The organism is Pseudomonas sp. CFBP 8772 (assembly GCF_014841665.1).
Classification (GTDB): domain Bacteria; phylum Pseudomonadota; class Gammaproteobacteria; order Pseudomonadales; family Pseudomonadaceae; genus Aquipseudomonas; species Aquipseudomonas graminis_B.
In genome coordinates, this window is sequence record NZ_JACYUI010000003.1 from 576215 (window position 1) to 594676 (window position 18462).

General features: G+C 62.3%; 15 protein-coding genes and 1 pseudogene. 10 read left to right on the top strand and 6 right to left on the bottom strand.

What is annotated here, in order from left to right:
* Positions 1-4 precede the first annotated feature (4 nt).
* From IFT99_RS09330 to IFT99_RS09340, 3 genes are all read right to left on the bottom strand, one after another.
* Positions 5-772: a 3-hydroxyacyl-CoA dehydrogenase gene (locus tag IFT99_RS09330; protein ID WP_192131802.1), complete on the bottom strand. Its 768-nt coding sequence runs from the start codon at positions 770-772 to the stop codon at positions 5-7.
* A 178-nt stretch (positions 773-950) separates the two neighbouring features.
* Entirely contained in the window at positions 951-1634 is a 684-nt protein-coding gene (locus tag IFT99_RS09335) for a TetR/AcrR family transcriptional regulator (RefSeq protein WP_192131804.1), read from the bottom strand.
* A gap of 88 nt (positions 1635-1722) precedes the next feature.
* A complete protein-coding gene (locus tag IFT99_RS09340; RefSeq protein ID WP_192131806.1) occupies positions 1723-3666 on the bottom strand; it encodes a bifunctional sugar phosphate isomerase/epimerase/4-hydroxyphenylpyruvate dioxygenase family protein in 1944 nt (647 codons plus the stop codon).
* A gap of 265 nt (positions 3667-3931) precedes the next feature.
* Between IFT99_RS09340 and IFT99_RS09345 the strand changes: the two genes are divergently transcribed.
* Positions 3932-5209 carry an MFS transporter gene (locus IFT99_RS09345; RefSeq protein ID WP_192132000.1) on the top strand — a complete coding sequence of 426 codons (1278 nt, stop codon included), beginning with the start codon at positions 3932-3934 and terminating at the stop codon, positions 5207-5209.
* 11 nt (positions 5210-5220) lie between these two features.
* On the opposite strand, the gene IFT99_RS09350 is transcribed toward IFT99_RS09345, so the two are convergent.
* The gene (locus tag IFT99_RS09350) at positions 5221-6108 is read right to left on the bottom strand and encodes a DMT family transporter (protein ID WP_065990546.1); all 888 of its coding nucleotides are present in this window, start codon (positions 6106-6108) and stop codon (positions 5221-5223) included.
* A 222-nt stretch (positions 6109-6330) separates the two neighbouring features.
* Between IFT99_RS09350 and IFT99_RS09355 the strand changes: the two genes are divergently transcribed.
* Positions 6331-7242, top strand: a complete 912-nt coding sequence (locus tag IFT99_RS09355) for a LysR substrate-binding domain-containing protein (protein ID WP_192131809.1) — start codon at positions 6331-6333, stop codon at positions 7240-7242.
* Between the two features lie 139 nt (positions 7243-7381).
* Positions 7382-8146 (top strand): 2-keto-4-pentenoate hydratase, encoded by a 765-nt coding sequence (locus IFT99_RS09360; RefSeq protein ID WP_192131810.1) that lies wholly within the window; start codon positions 7382-7384, stop codon positions 8144-8146.
* Positions 8147-8487: 341 nt separating this feature from the next.
* Here IFT99_RS09360 and IFT99_RS09365 read toward each other — a convergent pair whose 3' ends face one another.
* Positions 8488-9396 carry a LysR family transcriptional regulator gene (locus IFT99_RS09365; RefSeq protein ID WP_192131812.1) on the bottom strand — a complete coding sequence of 303 codons (909 nt, stop codon included), beginning with the start codon at positions 9394-9396 and terminating at the stop codon, positions 8488-8490.
* Positions 9397-9504: 108 nt separating this feature from the next.
* Between IFT99_RS09365 and gcl the strand changes: the two genes are divergently transcribed.
* The 3 genes from gcl to IFT99_RS09380 all read left to right on the top strand — a co-directional run bounded on the left by gcl (position 9505) and on the right by IFT99_RS09380 (position 13146).
* A complete protein-coding gene (gene gcl, locus IFT99_RS09370) occupies positions 9505-11280 on the top strand; it encodes a glyoxylate carboligase (protein ID WP_192131814.1) in 1776 nt (591 codons plus the stop codon).
* A gap of 50 nt (positions 11281-11330) precedes the next feature.
* The gene (gene hyi, locus IFT99_RS09375) at positions 11331-12113 is read left to right on the top strand and encodes a hydroxypyruvate isomerase (RefSeq protein ID WP_192131816.1); all 783 of its coding nucleotides are present in this window, start codon (positions 11331-11333) and stop codon (positions 12111-12113) included.
* Between the two features lie 130 nt (positions 12114-12243).
* Entirely contained in the window at positions 12244-13146 is a 903-nt protein-coding gene (locus IFT99_RS09380; protein WP_192131818.1) for a 2-hydroxy-3-oxopropionate reductase, read from the top strand.
* A 223-nt stretch (positions 13147-13369) separates the two neighbouring features.
* Here IFT99_RS09380 and IFT99_RS09385 read toward each other — a convergent pair whose 3' ends face one another.
* The gene (locus tag IFT99_RS09385) at positions 13370-14692 is read right to left on the bottom strand and encodes an OprD family porin (RefSeq protein ID WP_192131820.1); all 1323 of its coding nucleotides are present in this window, start codon (positions 14690-14692) and stop codon (positions 13370-13372) included.
* Positions 14693-15328: 636 nt separating this feature from the next.
* Between IFT99_RS09385 and IFT99_RS26745 the strand changes: the two are divergent.
* From IFT99_RS26745 to copD, 4 genes and pseudogenes are all read left to right on the top strand, one after another.
* Positions 15329-15838, top strand: a pseudogene (locus tag IFT99_RS26745) (MCP four helix bundle domain-containing protein); the annotation flags it as partial.
* Between the two features lie 423 nt (positions 15839-16261).
* The gene (locus IFT99_RS26750; protein WP_410930013.1) at positions 16262-16966 is read left to right on the top strand and encodes a methyl-accepting chemotaxis protein; all 705 of its coding nucleotides are present in this window, start codon (positions 16262-16264) and stop codon (positions 16964-16966) included.
* A gap of 232 nt (positions 16967-17198) precedes the next feature.
* Positions 17199-17585, top strand: coding sequence for a copper homeostasis periplasmic binding protein CopC (gene copC, locus IFT99_RS09395; protein ID WP_065990527.1), 387 nt, complete (start codon positions 17199-17201; stop codon positions 17583-17585).
* 4 nt (positions 17586-17589) lie between these two features.
* The gene (gene copD / locus IFT99_RS09400; RefSeq protein WP_192131824.1) at positions 17590-18453 is read left to right on the top strand and encodes a copper homeostasis membrane protein CopD; all 864 of its coding nucleotides are present in this window, start codon (positions 17590-17592) and stop codon (positions 18451-18453) included.
* Positions 18454-18462: the final 9 nt, after the last annotated feature.

The following is an 18462-nucleotide window of genomic DNA, read 5'->3' on the forward strand; positions in this document are numbered from 1 at the left end:
TCGATTAGCGAGCCGCCATGCGCAAGGCGCCGTCCAGACGGATCACCTCGCCGTTGAGCATGCTGTTTTCGATGATGTGGCGTGCCAGCGCGGCGTATTCCTCGGGCTTGCCCAGGCGTGGCGGGAATGGCACGCCGGCGGACAGGCTCTCGCGCACCTGGGGGGTCATGCCGGCCATCATCGGCGTTTCGAAAACGCCCGGGGCGATGGTCATGACGCGGATGCCGTAACGCGCCAGTTCACGGGCAGCGGGCAGGGTCAGGCTGACAATGGCGCCCTTGGAGGCCGCATACGCCGCCTGGCCGATCTGGCCGTCATAGGCGGCGACCGATGCGGTGTTGATGATGACGCCACGCTCGCCGCCGGCGTCGGCCGTGCTTTCGGCGATGGCCACGGCAGCGAGGCGCAGCAGGTTGAAGCTGCCGATGAGGTTGACGTTGATCACCCGGCTGAAACTGTCGAGGCCGTGGGGGCCTTCTTTGCCAAGGATTTTCTCGGCGCCGACGATGCCGGCGCAGTTGATGACGCCATTGATCTGGCCAAACGCACTGAGCGCCGCATCCACTGCGGCCTGAACGTCGCTCTCCCGGGTGATGTCGCTGACGCTGGCCCGGGCATTGCCGCCCAGTTTTTCCACGTGCGCCGCGAGCGCCTCGGCGTTGACGTCCACCAGCATCACGCTGGCCCCGGCGTCGATGAGCATCTGTGCGCTGGCCGCACCCAGCCCGGACGCGCCGCCACTGACCAGGAATACCTTGCCGTCGATCTGCATGATTGTGTCGTCCTTACACTTTTATTGTTGGAGGGGCGAAATACTCCGCTCTGCCGCGTGGATGGGCAATAGTCAAAGCGCGCAGAACGCGTGGTGGTTTTGGCCAGTGGCGATCAGAGCAGACTGGCGTCGCGGCATCGTTCGGGTCTTCAGGCCGGCGTGGCGTTGAACTCGCCCGTCACGGCAGCAGGTAACGCATTACCGAATCACAGATCATCGCTTTCTGCCGCGCCTTGACCCCTTCGTCCTCCAGGTCGATCTGGAAAATCTCGGCAAACGTGTGACGGTTGGACACGCGGTAGAAACAGAACGAGCTCATCAGCATGTGCAGGTCAACGGCCTGTACGCCTGGCCGGAACACGCCGGCCTGCTCACCGCGCCGCAAGGTTTCGTCCAGCGCCTGCAAGACGTTCCGGCTCAGCTCGCGGATGGTCGCGGACTGTTTGACGTTGGCGCCGTTGTGGATGTTTTCGATGCAGACGATGCGCACGAAATCGACGTTGCGGTCGTGGTGATCGAAGGTGAATTCCACCAGCCGCCTGATCGCTGCTTCCGGTGCGAGCACGTCCAGGTCAAGGCTGCTTTCCGTGGTGCGGATGTCGCCGTAAAGTTTCTCCAGCACCTCGGTGTACAGCTGCTCTTTGCTGTTGAAGTAGTAATAGATCATCCGCTTGGAGGTTTGCGTGCGCTCGGCAATCGCATCGACGCGTGCGCCGGAGAGGCCCTGGGCGACGAACTCGGCGACGGCCGCCTGAAGGATGCCGTCACGGGTTTTTTCCGGATTGTTCTTGCGGGACTTGCGCGGCGACTGAGCGCGTTCATCTGGGCGCGCTTCGGCGAGGCTGTCGTCAACGGTTTTCATGCGGGGCTCACGACCACGGTGGAATCGCGGGATTATGGGCCGCACCGGTGCGTTACGGAAGCGGCTCGTCACCAGGCGCCATGGGCGATCACGCCCGTCCCGAGCCGCTGCGGGCCCGGGCCATCGCCGCCAGGCGTACCGCGGCGTTCGCCTCGCCATTACCCGCATAGCCGTTGCTGCGCTGGAGGATTTCAAAGAAAAAACGCTCGTCGAACGCTTGGGTGTAGGCGTGAAACAGCTCGCCACCGTCGGCGTCACGGTCATACAGCACGTGGTGCTGCGCCAGTTTGTCGAGGAACCCGTCGTCGAAACCGAAGCGCGCTCCCAAGTCGTCGTAGTAGTTCTGGGGAATATCCAGCCACTGCACGCCTGCCGCTTCGGCGCGGGCGACCTGGACAAAGATGTCGTCGCAGGCAAAGGCGACGTGATCAACGCCTGCGCCGCCGTGGCTCGCCAACCCGCGGGCGATGGCCGTGTCGCCATGATCCGGGGTGTTCAGCGACAGGCGCACGGTGCCGCAACGGCTGCGCAGCGCCCGGGTTTTCACCAGCCCGTAAGGGTCGGGCAGCAGCGCATCGGCATCGGCTTCGAAATCCAGCACGGCTTTGTAGAACAGCACCGCGCTGTCGAGCCTGTCGGCAGGCAAGGCCATGGCAACGTGATCGATGCGCTGCAAACCGCTTGGCGTGAAGGGTTGCGGGCTCAGGGTAAAGTCGCTGTCCCAGCTCGATTGCCCCGGTGCGGCGGCCTCAATCAGATACATCAGGCTGCCGTCCGGCGCGCGCACTGCCGGGACCGCTCGACCATCAGGGCCCACCGGGCCGCCATGGGTATCGGCATTGAGCTGACTCGCCCGCTCCAGCGCAGCAGCGCTGTCGTTCACCCGCAACGCCATGGCGCGCAGCGACGCGCCGGGAGTTTCGAGGGCGGAGTTCATGAAAGAAGGGGCAGCGAAAGAAGCCGCAGCGGAAGGCATCGGAGGTGAGGAGAAGCGCTCGGCGTTCAACAGGATATTGATATCGCCCTGCCCCAGCAGGGTCACGGCTTTGCTGCGGTGCTGACCCAAGGTGCCTAACCCCAGGCCATGCAGCCAGCTGCCCAACCGCGCACCCTGGGCATCATCCACGGCGAACTCGAGAAACGCCACGCCGTTGCAGGCGCTGGGTGCCGGCGGATGGAACAACAATGACGGTGCAGCGGGTTGAGACTGCTGCTCCAGCAGCGCGCGGGTTTGCTCCTCCAGGTGCAGCAACGAACGCAGGCCATCGGCGGCGTTGGCCCGAGTGGGTGCGGCGCGAAACACGTCATTGAAAATCTCCAGCGACAGCGGGCCGGTGTAACCGCTGCGCAGGACCGCCGCGAGGAAACCCGCACAATCGAATTCGCCCTGCCCCGGGAAACACCGGAAATGCCGACTCCACTCCAGCACGCCCATGTTCAGCAGCGGCGCGTCGGCCATTTGCACGAAGAAGATCTTGTCGCCGGGAATCTGCGCAATCCCGCTCGGATCCCCCTTGAGCGACAGCGTGTGGAAACTGTCGAGCAGCACGCCGAGGGCCGGATGGTCGACCTGCCGGACCAGATCCCAGACCTGCTGCCAGGTGTTGACGTGACGTCCCCATGCCAGGCCCTCATAGCCCACCCGCAGTTGACGCGCACCTGCCCGCTCGGCGATCGACCCAAGGTCATCGAGCAGAACGTTTCGCTCGCCCAGTGAGTCGCTGGCGGTGTTGCTGCAGACCAGCATCAGGTCAGTGCCGAGTGCCTGCATCAGGTCGAATTTGCGTTCGGCGCGGTCGAGGTTGCGCTGCAGGTGCTCGCGGCGACAGCCTTCGAAGTCACTGAACGGTTGAAACAGGGTGATAGCGATGCCCAGATCTGCGCACAGCTGCCGCACCTGACGCGGGCTGCCGTTGTGATTGAGCAAGTCGTTTTCAAAGATTTCTACGCCATCGAAACCTGCTGCAGCAATGGCTTCGAGCTTTTCCGGCAGGGTGCCGCTCAAGGAAACAGTGGCGATCGAGCGCTGCATGCGGGGGGAATCTCCTGAATAATCACATGGCCACCTGGCGTCGATGAGGCTCGAACCTGGCGGGCGTTCGTGGGATTATTCGCGCCGTTGGACATGACATCAAATGAAATGAACCATACGGTTAGTTGTATGACGCTTTGCAGGGCCACTGCCCTGGCCGCGCGGACACCACCATAACAATTTCAAAACAGGCTTGATGCTTATGCGTTCCCCTTCTGCTTCGCCTGCCCCGGTCGCCTCCCGCCCTGCGCCGCCCCATGCCGGCATGAACGACAAGATTCGCGGCGCCCTGGCCGTCGGCAAAACCCGTTGGGGCATGCTGGCACTGGTGTTCTTCGCCACCACCCTGAACTACATCGACCGCGCGGCACTGGGCGTCATGCAGCCGATTCTGGCGGAGCAGATGAGCTGGACGGCGATGGATTACGCCAACATCAACTTCTGGTTTCAGGTCGGTTACGCCATCGGTTTTCTGCTGCAGGGGCGTTTCATTGATCGGGTCGGCGTCAAGCGCGCGTTCTTCCTCGCGGTGCTGCTGTGGAGTCTCGCCACGGGCGCCCACGGTCTGGCGACATCAGCGGCGGGCTTCATGGTCTGCCGGTTTATTCTGGGCCTGACCGAAGCCGCCAATTACCCGGCCTGCGTCAAGGTCACCCGGGTGTGGTTCCCGGCCGGAGAACGCGCCGTGGCCACCGGTATTTTCAACGCCGGCACCAACGTCGGCGCGATGGTCACGCCTGCCTTGTTGCCGCTGATCCTGACCGTGTGGGGCTGGCAGGCGGCGTTTATCTGCATGGGCTCGCTGGGGCTGGTCTGGGTCATCACCTGGCGGCTGACGTATTTCAATCCCCACGACCATCCGACGGTACGTGCCAGTGAGCGCGCCTACATCGACAGCGATGCCGACCCTGAAACGGAGCCTGAAGGGGAAAAGGTACCGCTCTCGCGCATCCTGAAAATGCGCGGCACGTGGGCCTTTGCCCTCGCCTACGCCCTCACCGCGCCGGTGTTCTGGTTTTACCTGTACTGGCTGCCGCCGTTTCTGAATCAGCAATACAACCTCGGCATCAGCGTGACGCAGATGGGCATCCCGCTGATGCTGATCTGGCTGACCGCCGACTTCGGCAGTGTCGGGGGCGGGATCCTGTCTTCGTGGCTGATCGGCCGGGGCATGCGGCCGATGACCGCACGCTTTCTGTCGATGCTGGTGTTCGCGCTGACGATCATTGGCGTGGTGTTCGCCGCCAACGCCAGCGGTCTGTGGGTGGCCGTGACGGCGATCGCCCTGGCGGTGGGTGCGCATCAGGCCTGGACGGCGAACATCTGGAGCCTGGTCATGGATTACACGCCCCGGCACATGATCAGCACGGTGTTCGGCTTCGGCGGCATGTGCGCGGCCATCGGCGGCATGTTCATGACGCAGATCGTCGGCGCGGTCCTCACCGCGACGCACAATAACTACAGCGTGCTGTTCACCCTGATCCCGGTGATGTACTTCATTGCGTTGATCTGGATGTATTTCATGGCGCCGCGCAGGTCATGAACCCGCCGTCATCAACCGCCCTTCTTGCGCTGCTGCCACGCCGCCGCCAGGCCGCTGAGGCAGATGATCGCGATGCCGGCCTGGGCGACAAGGGATGGCGAATGGTTGAACACGATGTAGCCCCACAAGCCGGCGAAGACGATCTGACAGTACCCGAACGGCGCCAGCATGGCCGGTGCAGCGAAGCGGAAGGCCTGGGTCAGCATCAGGTGCGCGACCATGCCACAGGTGCCCAGCGCCAGCATGAACGGAATGTGCTTCCACTCCGGTGACTGCCAGAAGAACGGCACGATGGCGCTCATCAACAGGCTGTTGAACAGACCGGCGAAGAAGTTGCTGGTGGTCGGGCTGTCGTGGGCCGCGACCAGACGAGTCAGCAACTGGTAGCAGGCGAAGCAGAACGCCGAGCCCAGCGGCAGTAACACCGCCGGCCGAAACAGCTCGCCGCCGGGGTGCACGATCACCAGTACCCCGCTGAAACCCACCAGCACGGCGATCCATTGACCGCGACTGACCGTCTCTTTGAGCAGCGGCACCGACAAGGCCGTCACCAGCAGCGGCGCGAGAAAGTTGACCGCCGTCGCTTCGGCGATCGGGATGAACATCAGGCCACTGGTGAACAACAAGCTTGTGCCCAGCAGGCACACCGCGCGCAACGCCTGCAGCCCCGGGCGCTTGGTGCGCAGCACACGCAGGCCCGCCGAGGGCATGAAAATGCACGCCATCAGCCCGGTGTGCACCACATAGCGCACCCAGACCACCATCATGATCGGGTAGATGCCGGAGAGGTATTTGGACAGCGTGTCATGACTGGAAAACAGAAAGGTCGCAAACAGAATCAGTGCGATACCCTTCAATGGCTGGTTGACGCCGGAGAGCGGCGTGCTGGTGGTGCTCATCTGCGTTCCTTTGGCCGTGCGTGAATGCGGGTCTGTCCCTTGCCGTGTCGAGCGCCGGCTTTCGTTCGAGGCGTCCAGCGTCAGCAAGAATATAGAAGGCGTCGCCGGAGCACCAAGCAAACATGACCGCCCGGGTGTTTTTCTGACCGTCTGGATCAGGCCTTTCCGCTTGCCCGGATTTGCCGCAGACTGCCGCTCTCGTTGACTCGGAACGGACGCTCAGTGGACCGCATTCAGGAAATGACCCTTTTCGCCGCCGTTGCCGAAGGCCCCAGCTTCGCGGCGGTGTCGCGCAACCTGAACGTGTCCACGGCCACCGTCACCCGGGCCGTCGCGCAGCTGGAAGCACGGCTCGGCACCTTGCTGATCGTGCGCACCACCCGGCAGCTGCGCCTGACCGAAGCCGGCGTGCGTTTCGCCGACGACTGCCGGCGCTTGCTGGCCGATCTGCAGGAGGCCGAGAGCGCCGCCGCCGGCATTCATGGGACGCCGCGTGGGTTGCTGACCGTTACCGCGCCGCAAGTGTTCGGCGACCTGCACGTCACGCCGGTCATGACCGAGTACCTGAACCAGCATCCCCAAGTGCAGATCCGCGGCCTGTTAATGGACCGAATCGCCGGGCAGCTGGAAGAAGGTATCGACGTCTCGGTGCGCATCGGCGAGTTGCCCGACTCCACGATGACCGCCATTCAGGTCGGCAGCGTCCGGCGCATGGTCTGCGCCTCCCCCGCTTACCTCAAGGCCCATGGCACTCCCCGGCATCCCCACGAGCTCATCGAGCGCGAAACCGTTTCCGTGATGATTACCGGCCGCAGCCCCGCGTGGACCTTCCGCATCGACGGCCAGCACCAGGACGTGAAGGTGCAATCGCGGTTGGCAATGACCTCGTTCACGGCGTCCACTCATGCCGCCCTTGATGGCTGGGGCCTGACTCAGGTGCCGTCCTACCAGATTCGCCGACACCTGCAGGCGGGCACGTTGCGCGCCGTGCTCGAAGACTTCGAGGTCACGCCGATGCCGGTTTACGTGGTCTACGTCGAAGGCCGAAGAGGCTCATCCAAAGTGCGCTCGTTCGTTGATTTCTGCGTTCAGCGTCTGCGCGCGGACCTGGCGTACAGCGCCGGGCGAGTTTGAGTGCGGGCACGGGTCCGCAGCCCAGCCTCGGCCCACCGGCCGAAATAGGGTTAGAGTAGTCACGCTGGCTCCGCCGTCCCTCGCCTGACCGGCAACGGAATCGGGGCGCTTTCCATCAATTGTCTGAAGGAAGATCCGCGTGAATCCATCGTCTCACCCAGCGAACATTGCCCAATTGATCGTCGACGCCATGGGCGCCGGTCAGAAAATCACCGACATCCGCCCTGAGTACGTGCCCGCCGATGCGGCCAGTGCCTACGCGCTGCAACGCGAGATTCTGCGCCTGCGCGAGACCTCAGTGGGCGGCTGGAAGGTCGGCGCCAAATCGCCGACCGGGCCTATCAATGGCGCGCTCCTGCCGGACGACGGTATTTTTGCCAGCGGCAGCCAGGTGGAGTGCATCGACTACCCGTCGCCGATTCTGGAACTGGAGATCGCCTTTCGGCTGGGTCGCGAATTCGCCCCTCGCGATGAGGCGTATTCGGATGACGAAGTGCTGGGCAGCATCCAGACGATGGGCGCGACCATTGAAGTGGTGTCGAGCCGCTTTGCCGCCTGGCCGAAGATCGAACCGCTGCTGGCGTTGGGCGACCTGCTCAACCACGGCGCGCTAATTGTTGGCGAATTTGTTGACTACGATGCCAGCTTCCCGTTTGTCGAGCCTGCGCTGAGCTTTACCTATGGCGACGAAGACATCGTGCCGGGGGACGGGGCGAATCCGGCCGGCGACCCTCGGCGCTTGCTGCCGTGGCTGGTCAATCACCACACGCAGAACGGGCTGAGCGTGACGCCGGAGATGGTGATCACAACCGGTTCCTATACCGGGATGTACAAGACCCGCGGGCCGGGCCTGGCGGTTGGCGAGATTCGCGGGCTGCCGGTGGTGTCGGTGGAGTTGATTTAGGTTCCTGGGTCGCCAATGGCAGGACCGGCTTCGGCCGGGAAGACGTCTGAGCATTCAACCTGGCTTTAGCGCCAGTTACCGCCCCTTCCCGGCTGAAGCCGGTCCTACCAGAAATTTGCGTTACGGCACCTCGTTGCGTCGGGCGCGGAGTTGTAGGACCGGCTTCAGCCGGGAAGACGTCTGTGCATTCAACCTGTCTTTAGCGCCGGTTACGGCCCCTTCCCGGCGGAAGCCGGTCCTACCAGAAATTTGCGTTACGGCACCTCGTTGCGTCGGGCGCGGAGTTGTAGGACCGGCTTTAGCCGGGAAGCGTTTGATTGAGGTGCCAGGGGAATGACGGCTCACCCCTGCCGCCAATACCCCGGTCGGTTGTACACCTCTTTCAGAAACGCGATGAAAAACCGCACTTTCGCCGGCAGGTAATGCTGCTGCGGGTAAACGCCCTGGATGTCGTAACTGGGCAAGGCGAATTCATCCAGCACGGTGACTAGGGCGCCGCTCTCCACTGCGTTCTGAATCTCCCACGTCGAGCGCCAGCTCAGGCCCAGCCCGCGCTTGGCCCAGTCATACAACAGCTCGCCATCGTTGCAGTACAGATTGCCCGCGACCTTGATCGCCACCGGCCTGCCCTCGCGCTGGAAGGTCCAGCCGCGATGCTGCCCGCCCTGCAGGTTGAACGACAGGCAATTGTGCTGCGCCAGGTCCTCAAGCAGCCGGGGGAATCCGTGCTCCGCGAAATAGGCCGGTGAGCCACAGACCACGCGTTTGTTGGCGTACAGCTTGATGGCGACGTAGTTGGGGTCGAGCACCTCGCCGATGCGGATGCTCATGTCATAACCCTCACGCACCAGATCCACCACGTTGTCAGTCAGGTTGAAGGACAGCTGCAAATCCGGAAACCGCGCCTGGAATTCCGGCGCATGGGGCGCGACGTGCTGACGTCCAAACCCCGCCGGCGCCGAGACCACCAGATGGCCCCGCACGCTGCTTTCGTTCTCGCTGATGCTGGCGTCCAGTTCCTCGAATGATTGGAGCACCAGCTTGGCGTTCTCCAGGTACGACTCGCCCGCATCGGTCAGGGTCAGGCCCCGGGTCGAGCGATGAATCAGCTTCACGCCCAGCCGATCCTCCAGCGCACTCAGCCGCCGGCCCATGATCACCGGCGTCACGCCCTCCACCAGCGCAGCGGCGGCGAAACTGCCACGGGTGGCCACCAGGACGTAGCTGCGCAATTCCGTGTAGCGATCCATTCGATACTCCAGATACCGATAGAAGGGATAAAAACAGCCATTCACAAAACATCGGATTCAAATCAGGCTGTTTACGTACAAAAACTATCGAGTTCGGGAGACTAACAAATGACCGTCATGAGAGCCATCGAAGCCGCCGTTCTGGTGATGCGGCGCGAAGGCGTCGACACCGCCTTCGGAATTCCCGGCGCCGCGATCAACCCGCTGTACGCCGCCTTCAAGAAACTCGGCAGCATTGACCACGTGCTGGCGCGCCACGTCGAAGGCGCTTCGCACATGGCCGAGGGTTACACCCGTGCCATCGCCGGCAATATCGGCGTGTGCATCGGTACGTCGGGCCCGGCCGGCACCGACATGATCACCGGTCTCTATTCAGCCTCCGCCGACTCGATTCCGATTCTCTGCATCACCGGCCAGGCACCCCGTGCACGGATGCACAAGGAAGACTTCCAGGCCGTGGACATCGCCAGCATCGCAGCCCCGGTGGCCAAATGGGCAACCACCGTCATGGAACCCGGCCAGGTGCCGTATGTGTTCCAGAAAGCCTTCCAGTTGATGCGCAGCGGCCGGCCCGGCCCGGTATTGATCGACCTGCCCTTCGACGTGCAGATGGCCGAGATCGAATTCGACATCGACGCTTACGAACCGCTGCCGGTGGTCAAACCCCAGGCCAGCCGCAAGCAAATCGAAAAAGCCCTGGCGATGCTCAACGCGTCGGAGCGTCCGCTGATCGTGGCCGGTGGCGGCATTATCAACGCCGATGCGTCGGACGCGCTGGTGGAATTCGCCGAGCTGACCGGCATTCCGGTGATCCCGACCCTGATGGGCTGGGGCACGATCCCCGACGATCATCCGCAGATGGCCGGCATGGTCGGGCTGCAGACCTCCCACCGCTATGGCAACGCGACAATGCTGGCGTCCGATCTCGTCCTGGGCATCGGCAACCGCTGGGCCAACCGCCACACCGGCACCGTCTCGGTGTACAGCGAAGGGCGTACCTTCATCCACGTTGACATCGAGCCGACGCAGATCGGCCGCGTGCTGACGCCGGATCTGGGCATCGTTTCCGACGCCGGCGCAGCGCTGGCGATGTTCATCGAAGTGGCGCGCGAGTGGCACACCGCCGGCAAACTGAAGGACCGCAGCCACTGGCTCGCCAGCTGCCAGGAACGCAAGCGCACGCTGCAGCGCAAGACCCATTACGAGAACATCCCGGTCAAGCCCCAGCGCGTGTACGAGGAGATGAATCAGTACTTCGGCAAGGACACCTGCTACATCAGCACCATCGGCCTGTCGCAGATTGCCGGCGCGCAATTCCTCCACGTCTACAAGCCGCGTCACTGGATCAATTGCGGACAAGCCGGCCCCCTGGGCTGGACCCTTCCGGCGGCGCTGGGCGTGGTCAAGGCTGACCCGAATCGCCAGGTTGTCGCGCTGTCAGGGGACTACGACTTCCAGTTCATGATCGAAGAACTGGCCGTCGGTGCGCAGTTCAAGCTGCCGTACATCCATGTGGTGGTGAACAACTCCTACCTGGGCCTCATTCGTCAGGCCCAGCGCAACTTCGACATCGACTACTGCGTTCAGCTGGCGTTCGACAACATCAACGCGCCTGAGCTGGAAGGCTATGGCGTCGATCATGTTGCGGTTGCCGAAGGCCTGGGCTGCAAGGCGATCCGCGTGCTTGACCCGGCGCACCTGCAGGCCGCCTTCGCCGAGGCCACGAGGCTGATGCGGCAGCACCGCGTGCCGGTGGTGGTGGAGATCATTCTCGAGAGGGTCACCAACATTGCGATGGGCACCGAGATCAACGCTATCAACGAATTCGAGTCCCTGGCCGAAACCCGCGCCGACGCCCCTACCGCCATCAGCCTGCTGGATTGATCGCACCCGGTTATTCAAGAAACAGAGCCCAGCACAAGAAGGAGTACGTCATGCCACGTTTATGCGCCAACCTGTCGATGCTGTTCACCGAACTTGAGTTTCTGCACCGCTTCGAAGCCGCCGCCGACGCCGGTTTCAGCGGTGTCGAATACCTGTTTCCCTATGACTTCAGCTCTGCGCAGATCAAGGCCGAGCTGGACCGCAACCGACTCACCCAAGTGCTGTTCAACCTGCCGGCCGGGGACTGGGCCAAGGGTGAGCGCGGCATCGCCTGTCACCCCGATCGGGTCGAGGAGTTTTACGCCGGCGTTGACCTGGCGATCGCCTACGCCAAGGTCCTCGGCAACACCCAGATCAACTGCCTGGCGGGGATCAAGCCCCAAGGTTTCGACGACGGGCTGATCGAGAAGACTTTCGTCGACAACCTCAAGTACGCCGCCGACCGCCTGCAAGCCCAGGGCATCGATCTGGTCATGGAAATGATCAACACCCTGGACATTCCCCGGTTCTACCTGAACACCACCGCCCAGGCCCTGGCGATTCGCGAGAAGGTCGGCAGCCGCAATCTGTCGCTGCAATACGACATCTACCACATGCAAATCATGGAGGGCGACCTGGCCCGCACCCTCGAAAACCACCTGCCGGCGATCCGCCACGTGCAACTGGCGGACAACCCGGGCCGGCATGAACCGGGCACCGGCGAAATCAACTACGGCTTTCTGTTCAAGCACCTGGACCGGCTCGGCTATCGCGGCTGGGTCGGCTGTGAATACACGCCGCTGACCACCACCGAAGCGGGGCTTGGGTGGCTGAAAACCCATAATTTGATCTGAAGTCAGCGGCAAGCTTCAAGCTTCACGCATTGCCAGCCGGACGAACGCAGTCAGGCTTCTAGCTTGCGGCTTGAAGCTTGAAGCTTGCCGCTTGCCGCCCTCTCCCCAACAACAACCAGAGGCACCTTCTATGGCTAACATCGGATTCATCGGCACCGGCATCATGGGCCTGCCCATGGCAGAAAACCTGCAGAAGGCAGGTCATCAATTGATCCTTTCCCGGCATTTCAGTGCCCCGCCTGCGTCACTGGTGGACGGCGGCGCGACGGTGCTGGCCAACCCGCGGGAAGTGGCGCAAGAGGCGGAGTTCGTCATCGTCATGCTGCCGGACACGCCGCAGGTGAATGACGTGCTGTTCGGCGAAAACGGTCTGAGCGAAGGCACCGGAGCCGGCAAGGTGGTCATCGACATGAGTTCGATCTCACCTTCGGCGACCAAAGCGTTCGCCGAGAAAATCAACGCCACCGGCGCGCAGTACCTCGACGCCCCGGTGTCGGGCGGCGAAGTCGGCGCCAGGGCGGCCACGCTGAGTATCATGGTCGGCGGCGAGCAGGCGACCTTCGAACGCGCCCTGCCCCTGTTTCAGGCCATGGGCAAGAACATCACCCTGGTCGGTGGCAACGGTGACGGTCAGACCGCCAAGGTCGCCAACCAGATCATCGTCGCGCTGAACATTCAGGCGGTGGCTGAAGCCCTGCTGTTTGCGTCGAAAAACGGCGCTGATCCGGCCAAGGTGCGCGACGCATTGATGGGGGGCTTTGCCTCGTCGAAGATTCTGGAAGTCCATGGCGAGCGGATGATCAAAGGCACGTTCAACCCGGGTTTCAGGATTGCGCTGCATCAGAAGGATCTGAACCTGGCCCTGGAAGGCGCGCGGGAATTGGGGCTGAACCTGCCCAACACTGCCAATGCCCAGCAAGTGTTCAGCACCTGCGCGGCGCTGGGTGGGAGTGGCTGGGATCACTCGGGGCTGATCAAGGGCCTGGAGCACATGGCGAATTTTTCGATTCGCGGGGATCACAGGCCTGACTGACTGGCAGCGAGAGGTGTGTTGGCCATACCGGCCCCTTCCCGGCTAAAGCCGGTCCTACGACGCACACGCCGCTGATTCTGGTAGGACCGGCTTTAGCCGGGAAGAGGCCCGCCCTGCTCACACATCCGGCGCGGCAAAACACGTCAATAAAAAAAGCCAGGCCTCCTTTCGGACAGCCTGGCTTTCTTCTACAGCGGAGCTTCTAAATCATCCTGCAAAGCGATCAGAAAATATTGATCGGATAATCAGCAATCAAACGAAATTCCTTCACGTCGCCATCGGGCTGATCGCCGTTGGCGGTGTGCCAGGCCTGACGCATGCGCAAGGACAAGTCCTTGGCCGGGCCGGACTGTACGACATACTTCGCCTCCAGGTTGGTTTCGTGGTGGTCGCCGTCATCGCCATAACCGGTGTACGTGCTGTTCGACGGAATGTGGGACCCATCGATGTCATCACCGTGGATATAACGAACCATGAAGCTCAAACCCGGCGCACCGTAACTTGCCATGTTCAGGTCGTAGCGCGCCTGCCAGGACTTTTCACCCGGCCCGTTGAAGTCGGAGTACTGCACGGAGTTGGCCAACAGTATCGAATCGCCAGTGTCGCCCCCGCCGTTATTACCAAAGGCCACATAATCGAATGGTGTGTCGCCATGCACTTTCTGATACGCCAGCGTCACGGTATGAGCGGTCAGGAATGAATAAGCAGCCGCCAGCGACCAGGTCGTGTTGTTGATATCCCCGGCCTTGGCGGCACCGCTGTCGTTGGTGCGGTAGATATTGAAATCGACGTTCAACGACTGCTGATCAGAGATCGGCAAGGTGTAGTTGGCATTGGCGTAGTACTGATGCCAGACGTCCTTGAGGTCCGAACCGTAAAGGCTGACCGAAAGATTATCGCTGAGCGCATATTTACCGCCCGCGTAATCAATACTGCTGGCTTCAACGTTGGCATACGCCGCCCAGATGCCGTGATCATTGTTGGTCGTGACCGGGCCGTTGCTGCTGGTGAAATGACCGGCATCGAGGTCCAGATTGGCGATATCACTGCTCAGCAGGTTAAAACCGGTCGCGGTCTGCGGGAACAGGCGTGACCCCCCTGCGGCAAACACCGGCGCCTCGGGCTGCAGGTTGCCGTAGCGCAATTCGGTCTTCGAGATGCGCATCTTCAGCGCACCGCCGGCGGTGCCGAATTCATCCTGCGGATTGCCGTGGCTGTCCACGGGCAGGTTGCCGGTGCCGGTGGTCCCGCCACCGCCATCGAGCTTCAGGCCCCAATAACCGTAGGCGTCAACGCCAAAACCAACGGTGCCCTGGGTGAAGCCGGAACTGAAATTACCCAGCACGCCCTGGGTCCAGTCCTTGCTGTCGTCCTTGCCGTTCTTGTTGTCCCGATTGAAATAGTAGTTCTTGAGATGAACAGTCAGACTGCTGTCGTCGACGAAGCCCTTGGCCTCCGATTGATCACTGACAACCGCTGCCGTTGCCAATTGACTGACACCCAGCGAAACCGCCAGCGTCATCAGATTCCATTTTACGAAAGTCATTGTTGTCCCCTGTCTCGATTAAAGCCCAGCGCGGGCGCCGCCTGGATGCGGGTCGCTGTTTGAAATTCATACGGTTCAGCGCTGGAGCGGGCGTTGCGGCAGATGGAAACGAAACACATATGCCAGTGACTGGACGGCTGTTCCAGCCAAAGGAGCACATTGATTATTGTCGACGCACATTCTACACACGGTAAAACACGCACTTGAAGGCCGAAAATCTTGTAGCACTATCCAACCGGCGGGGTTCCCAACCCGTCTTGATAGTCACTATCAACCTTCGTAATAGTCGAAAACTTTGAACGGATGTTACCGTCGTCGGCGATGAAGAACACGACTCGATTGCCGGATGACTCCGCAGCGTCAGGCAATCGAATCATGCTCCGCTTCATCATTCCTTTGGTAAGACTTTTAGCCACCTCACGCCAGTGCGGTGGCTTTTTTTATTCCTGGCGGGTCGAGCGTTCAAACAATTCGCCGGGAACATGAAGCGGTCGAAAAATTCCCTCTGAAAGTATCAACGGACACTATTGATTCGATAGGTAAATTCTCTAGGCAACGTCGTAGAAAGTCCGATATAAAGCGCACCAAGTAATGGCGTTCCAATATCATTAACGCCCCCCATTTCAGGTGCCTTTTATGTTCAAAAATCTTTCGATCGCCAAGCGCCTGGGATTGGGCTTCGGGCTTGTTCTCGCGCTGATGATTCTGGTCACGCTGGTTGGCGTTAACCGGGTCCGGCTAATGGAATCCGCACTGACCGACGTCAGTGAGGACGCCACCATCAAACAGCGCTACGCGATCAATTTCCGGGGCAGCGTCCATGACCGCGCCATTGCCCTGCGCGACGCCGTGCTGGTGCGCAACGACGCCGGGCTGGCCACGCATTTGCGTGACATCGAGCGCCTCGACGGCCTTTATCAGGCCTCCGCGGCGCCCATGGACCGCATCTACCAGACCAAAGGCGCGTCGCCCCGTGAGCAAGAGCTGCTGGCCAACATCAAAGCGGCCGAACGCACCTCCCTGAGCGCCACTGAAAAACTGCTGAAGCTGCGCCAGCAAGGTGAAATCGACCAGGCCCAGACGCTGCTGATGGAGCAAGTGTCAGGCGCCTACAAGGACTGGCTCGCCCGCATCAACGCACTGATTGACCTCGAAGAAGCGGCCATCAGTGGACACATCACTTCGGTACGGGCCACCGCCTCGCAATTCGCTTCGCTGATGTTGCTGGCGACCGGCATCGCCGTGGTGTTGGGCATCATTGCCTCGCTGCTGATCATCCGCAGCCTCAAATCGACCCTGGGCGCTGAACCCCATCAAGTGGCGGCTTCGATCCGTCGTCTGGCGGCCGGCGAGCTGACCGACAAGATCGAAACGGCCTACCCCGACAGCGTCATGGGCGCGCTCAAGGCGACCAATGTGCACCTGTCGGCCACCATCACCGAAGTGCGTTCGGCTGCGGCGGCGTTGACCCACTCTTCCGCACAGCTGCTGTCCAGTTCCGACAGCAACAGCGAGCAGATGCGCCTCCAGGCCAGCGAAACCCAGCATATGGCCGCTGCAGTCAATCAGATGGCGACCACCGTAAAAGAAGTGGCGAGCTACGCCAATCAGGCCGCCAGTGCCACCCAGACCGCCGACGACGAAGTCGAGAACGGCAAGCGCGTGGTCGAAGGCACCGCCCAGGCGATGGACCAACTGGCGCGCAAGCTGGAAAGCGCCGCTGACTCGGTCGGCCAGGTGTCCAGCGACAGCCGCGCCATCGAGAATGTGGTGGCGGTGATCAACTCCATCGCCGAACGCACCAACCTGCTGGCGCTTAACGCTGCCATCGAGGCCGCCCGCGCCGGTGAGGCAGGCCGCGGGTTTGCAGTGGTCGCCGACGAGGTTCGCTCCCTGGCCAACCGCACCCAGGAATCGACCCAGGAAATCCGCGACATGGTCGGCCAATTGCAAAACGGGGCGGTGAAGACCGCCGACCTGATGCGCGAAAGCCGCGAGATGGCCCAGCGCACGGTCGAGCAGACCCACGAAGCGCAAACCGCGCTGGTCAGGATCCGCCACGAAGTGGGCGCGCTCAACGACATGAACGCGCAGATCGCCAGCGCCGCCGCGCAGCAACAGGCGGTGGCCGACGACGTCAGCGTCAACATCAACCGCATCCACGATGCGGCGCTGGAAACCGCCGTCGGCTCCAATCAAGTGGCCCGCTCCAGCCGCGAGCTGTCGACCCTGGCCGACGTGCTCACCGACCGCGTGAGCTTCTTCAAGGTCTGACCGCCCAGGGCTGCGTCGCGCAGGCGGCGCAGCCATTTGCTGCATGATCACTGCATCACTCGGCTCCCTTGCCTGCCCCCCCTACAGCGTCTCGATCCTGACGGCGCACCCGGCTTAATCGCTGGAGTCCTTCTGCACTTTCTGGTCTAGTAGCGATCCGGTCATCACGAGTCGACCGTCGTCGATTCCGTCATTCATTCGCTGCAACTGCCACCAAGCAAAGGTCCCGCCGATGTCTGCCCAACGTTTCAAACACGCCCTCTCCTGCCTGTCCCTGCTGGCCTGTCTGACCTCCACTGCAGCCTTCGCCCACGCCCATCTTGAAAGCCAGCAGCCCGCTGCCGACAGCGAAGTGAGCGCGCCCAAAGAGCTGCGCCTGGTCTTCTCCGAAGGCGTCGAAGCCACATTCACCAAAGTGGTCATCAGCCTGGACGCCCCCGATACGCCGACTGAAATCATCCAGACGCGTAATGTCGAAACCGATCCCAATAACCAGAAAGTTCTGATCGTGACCCCCGCCGTGCCGATGGTCCCGGGCAAATACAAGGTGGAATGGCACGCTGTGTCGGTGGACACCCACAAGAGCGAAGGCACCTACCGCTTTCAGGTGACGCCATAACCCCATGCACGAAGGACTGATCCTGTGCCGTTTCATCCACTTCGGCGCAGTGCTGTTGCTGTTCGGGGTCGGCGCGTTCCGCGGCCTGTTGTTTGGCCGGCATTTGCTGCCTTTTGAGGCCAGCCGGGCGGAACCTCGCCTGAGTCGACTGCTCGGCTGGCTCGCGGCCATCGCGCTGGTGAGCGCGATGGCCTGGTTGATGCTGACGGCTGCTTACCTGAGCAGCGACTGGAGCGGCGCGATCAATCCGTCCACCGTCGGGCTGGTGCTGGGCAGTACCTGGTTCGGTCATGTGTGGGTCGTTCATCTGCTGCTGAACGTGCTGGTTGTCAGCCTCAATCGCCGGGTGAACCCGGGCGCGCTGCTGGTCCTCAACACGCTGTTGCTGCTAACCCTGGCGCCGGTGGGTCACGGCGCCATGTTCGACGGTCTGAAAGGCCAGTTGCTGATCCTCAACCAAATGCTGCACCTGCTCGGCGTCGGCACCTGGCTCGGCGGTCTGTTGATGCTGGCCCTGCTGCTGAGGGCTGATGGTGGTGTCGATCTGGCCTGGGTGTTGCGGCGTTTCAGCGGCATCGGCTACGGGCTGGTGGCGGTGATCATCGCCACGGGCCTGATCAACGTTCGTGCCCTCAGCGGCGGGTTCTGGCCAGAACCGGCGTTTGCCGGGTTCGGCCTGGTGCTGGCCGTTAAAGTCACGATGGTTGCGGGGATGCTGGTGCTGGCAGCGCTGAACCGGCAGTTGGCCCAGGCCGCTGATTTGCCGGTGGCGCGGCTGCGGCTGAGCGTATTGCTGGAAGGCCTGTTTGGCGCGGGTGCGCTGGCGGCGGTGTCGTTGCTGGGCACCTTGCCGCCGATGCTGGGCTGATTGAACAGG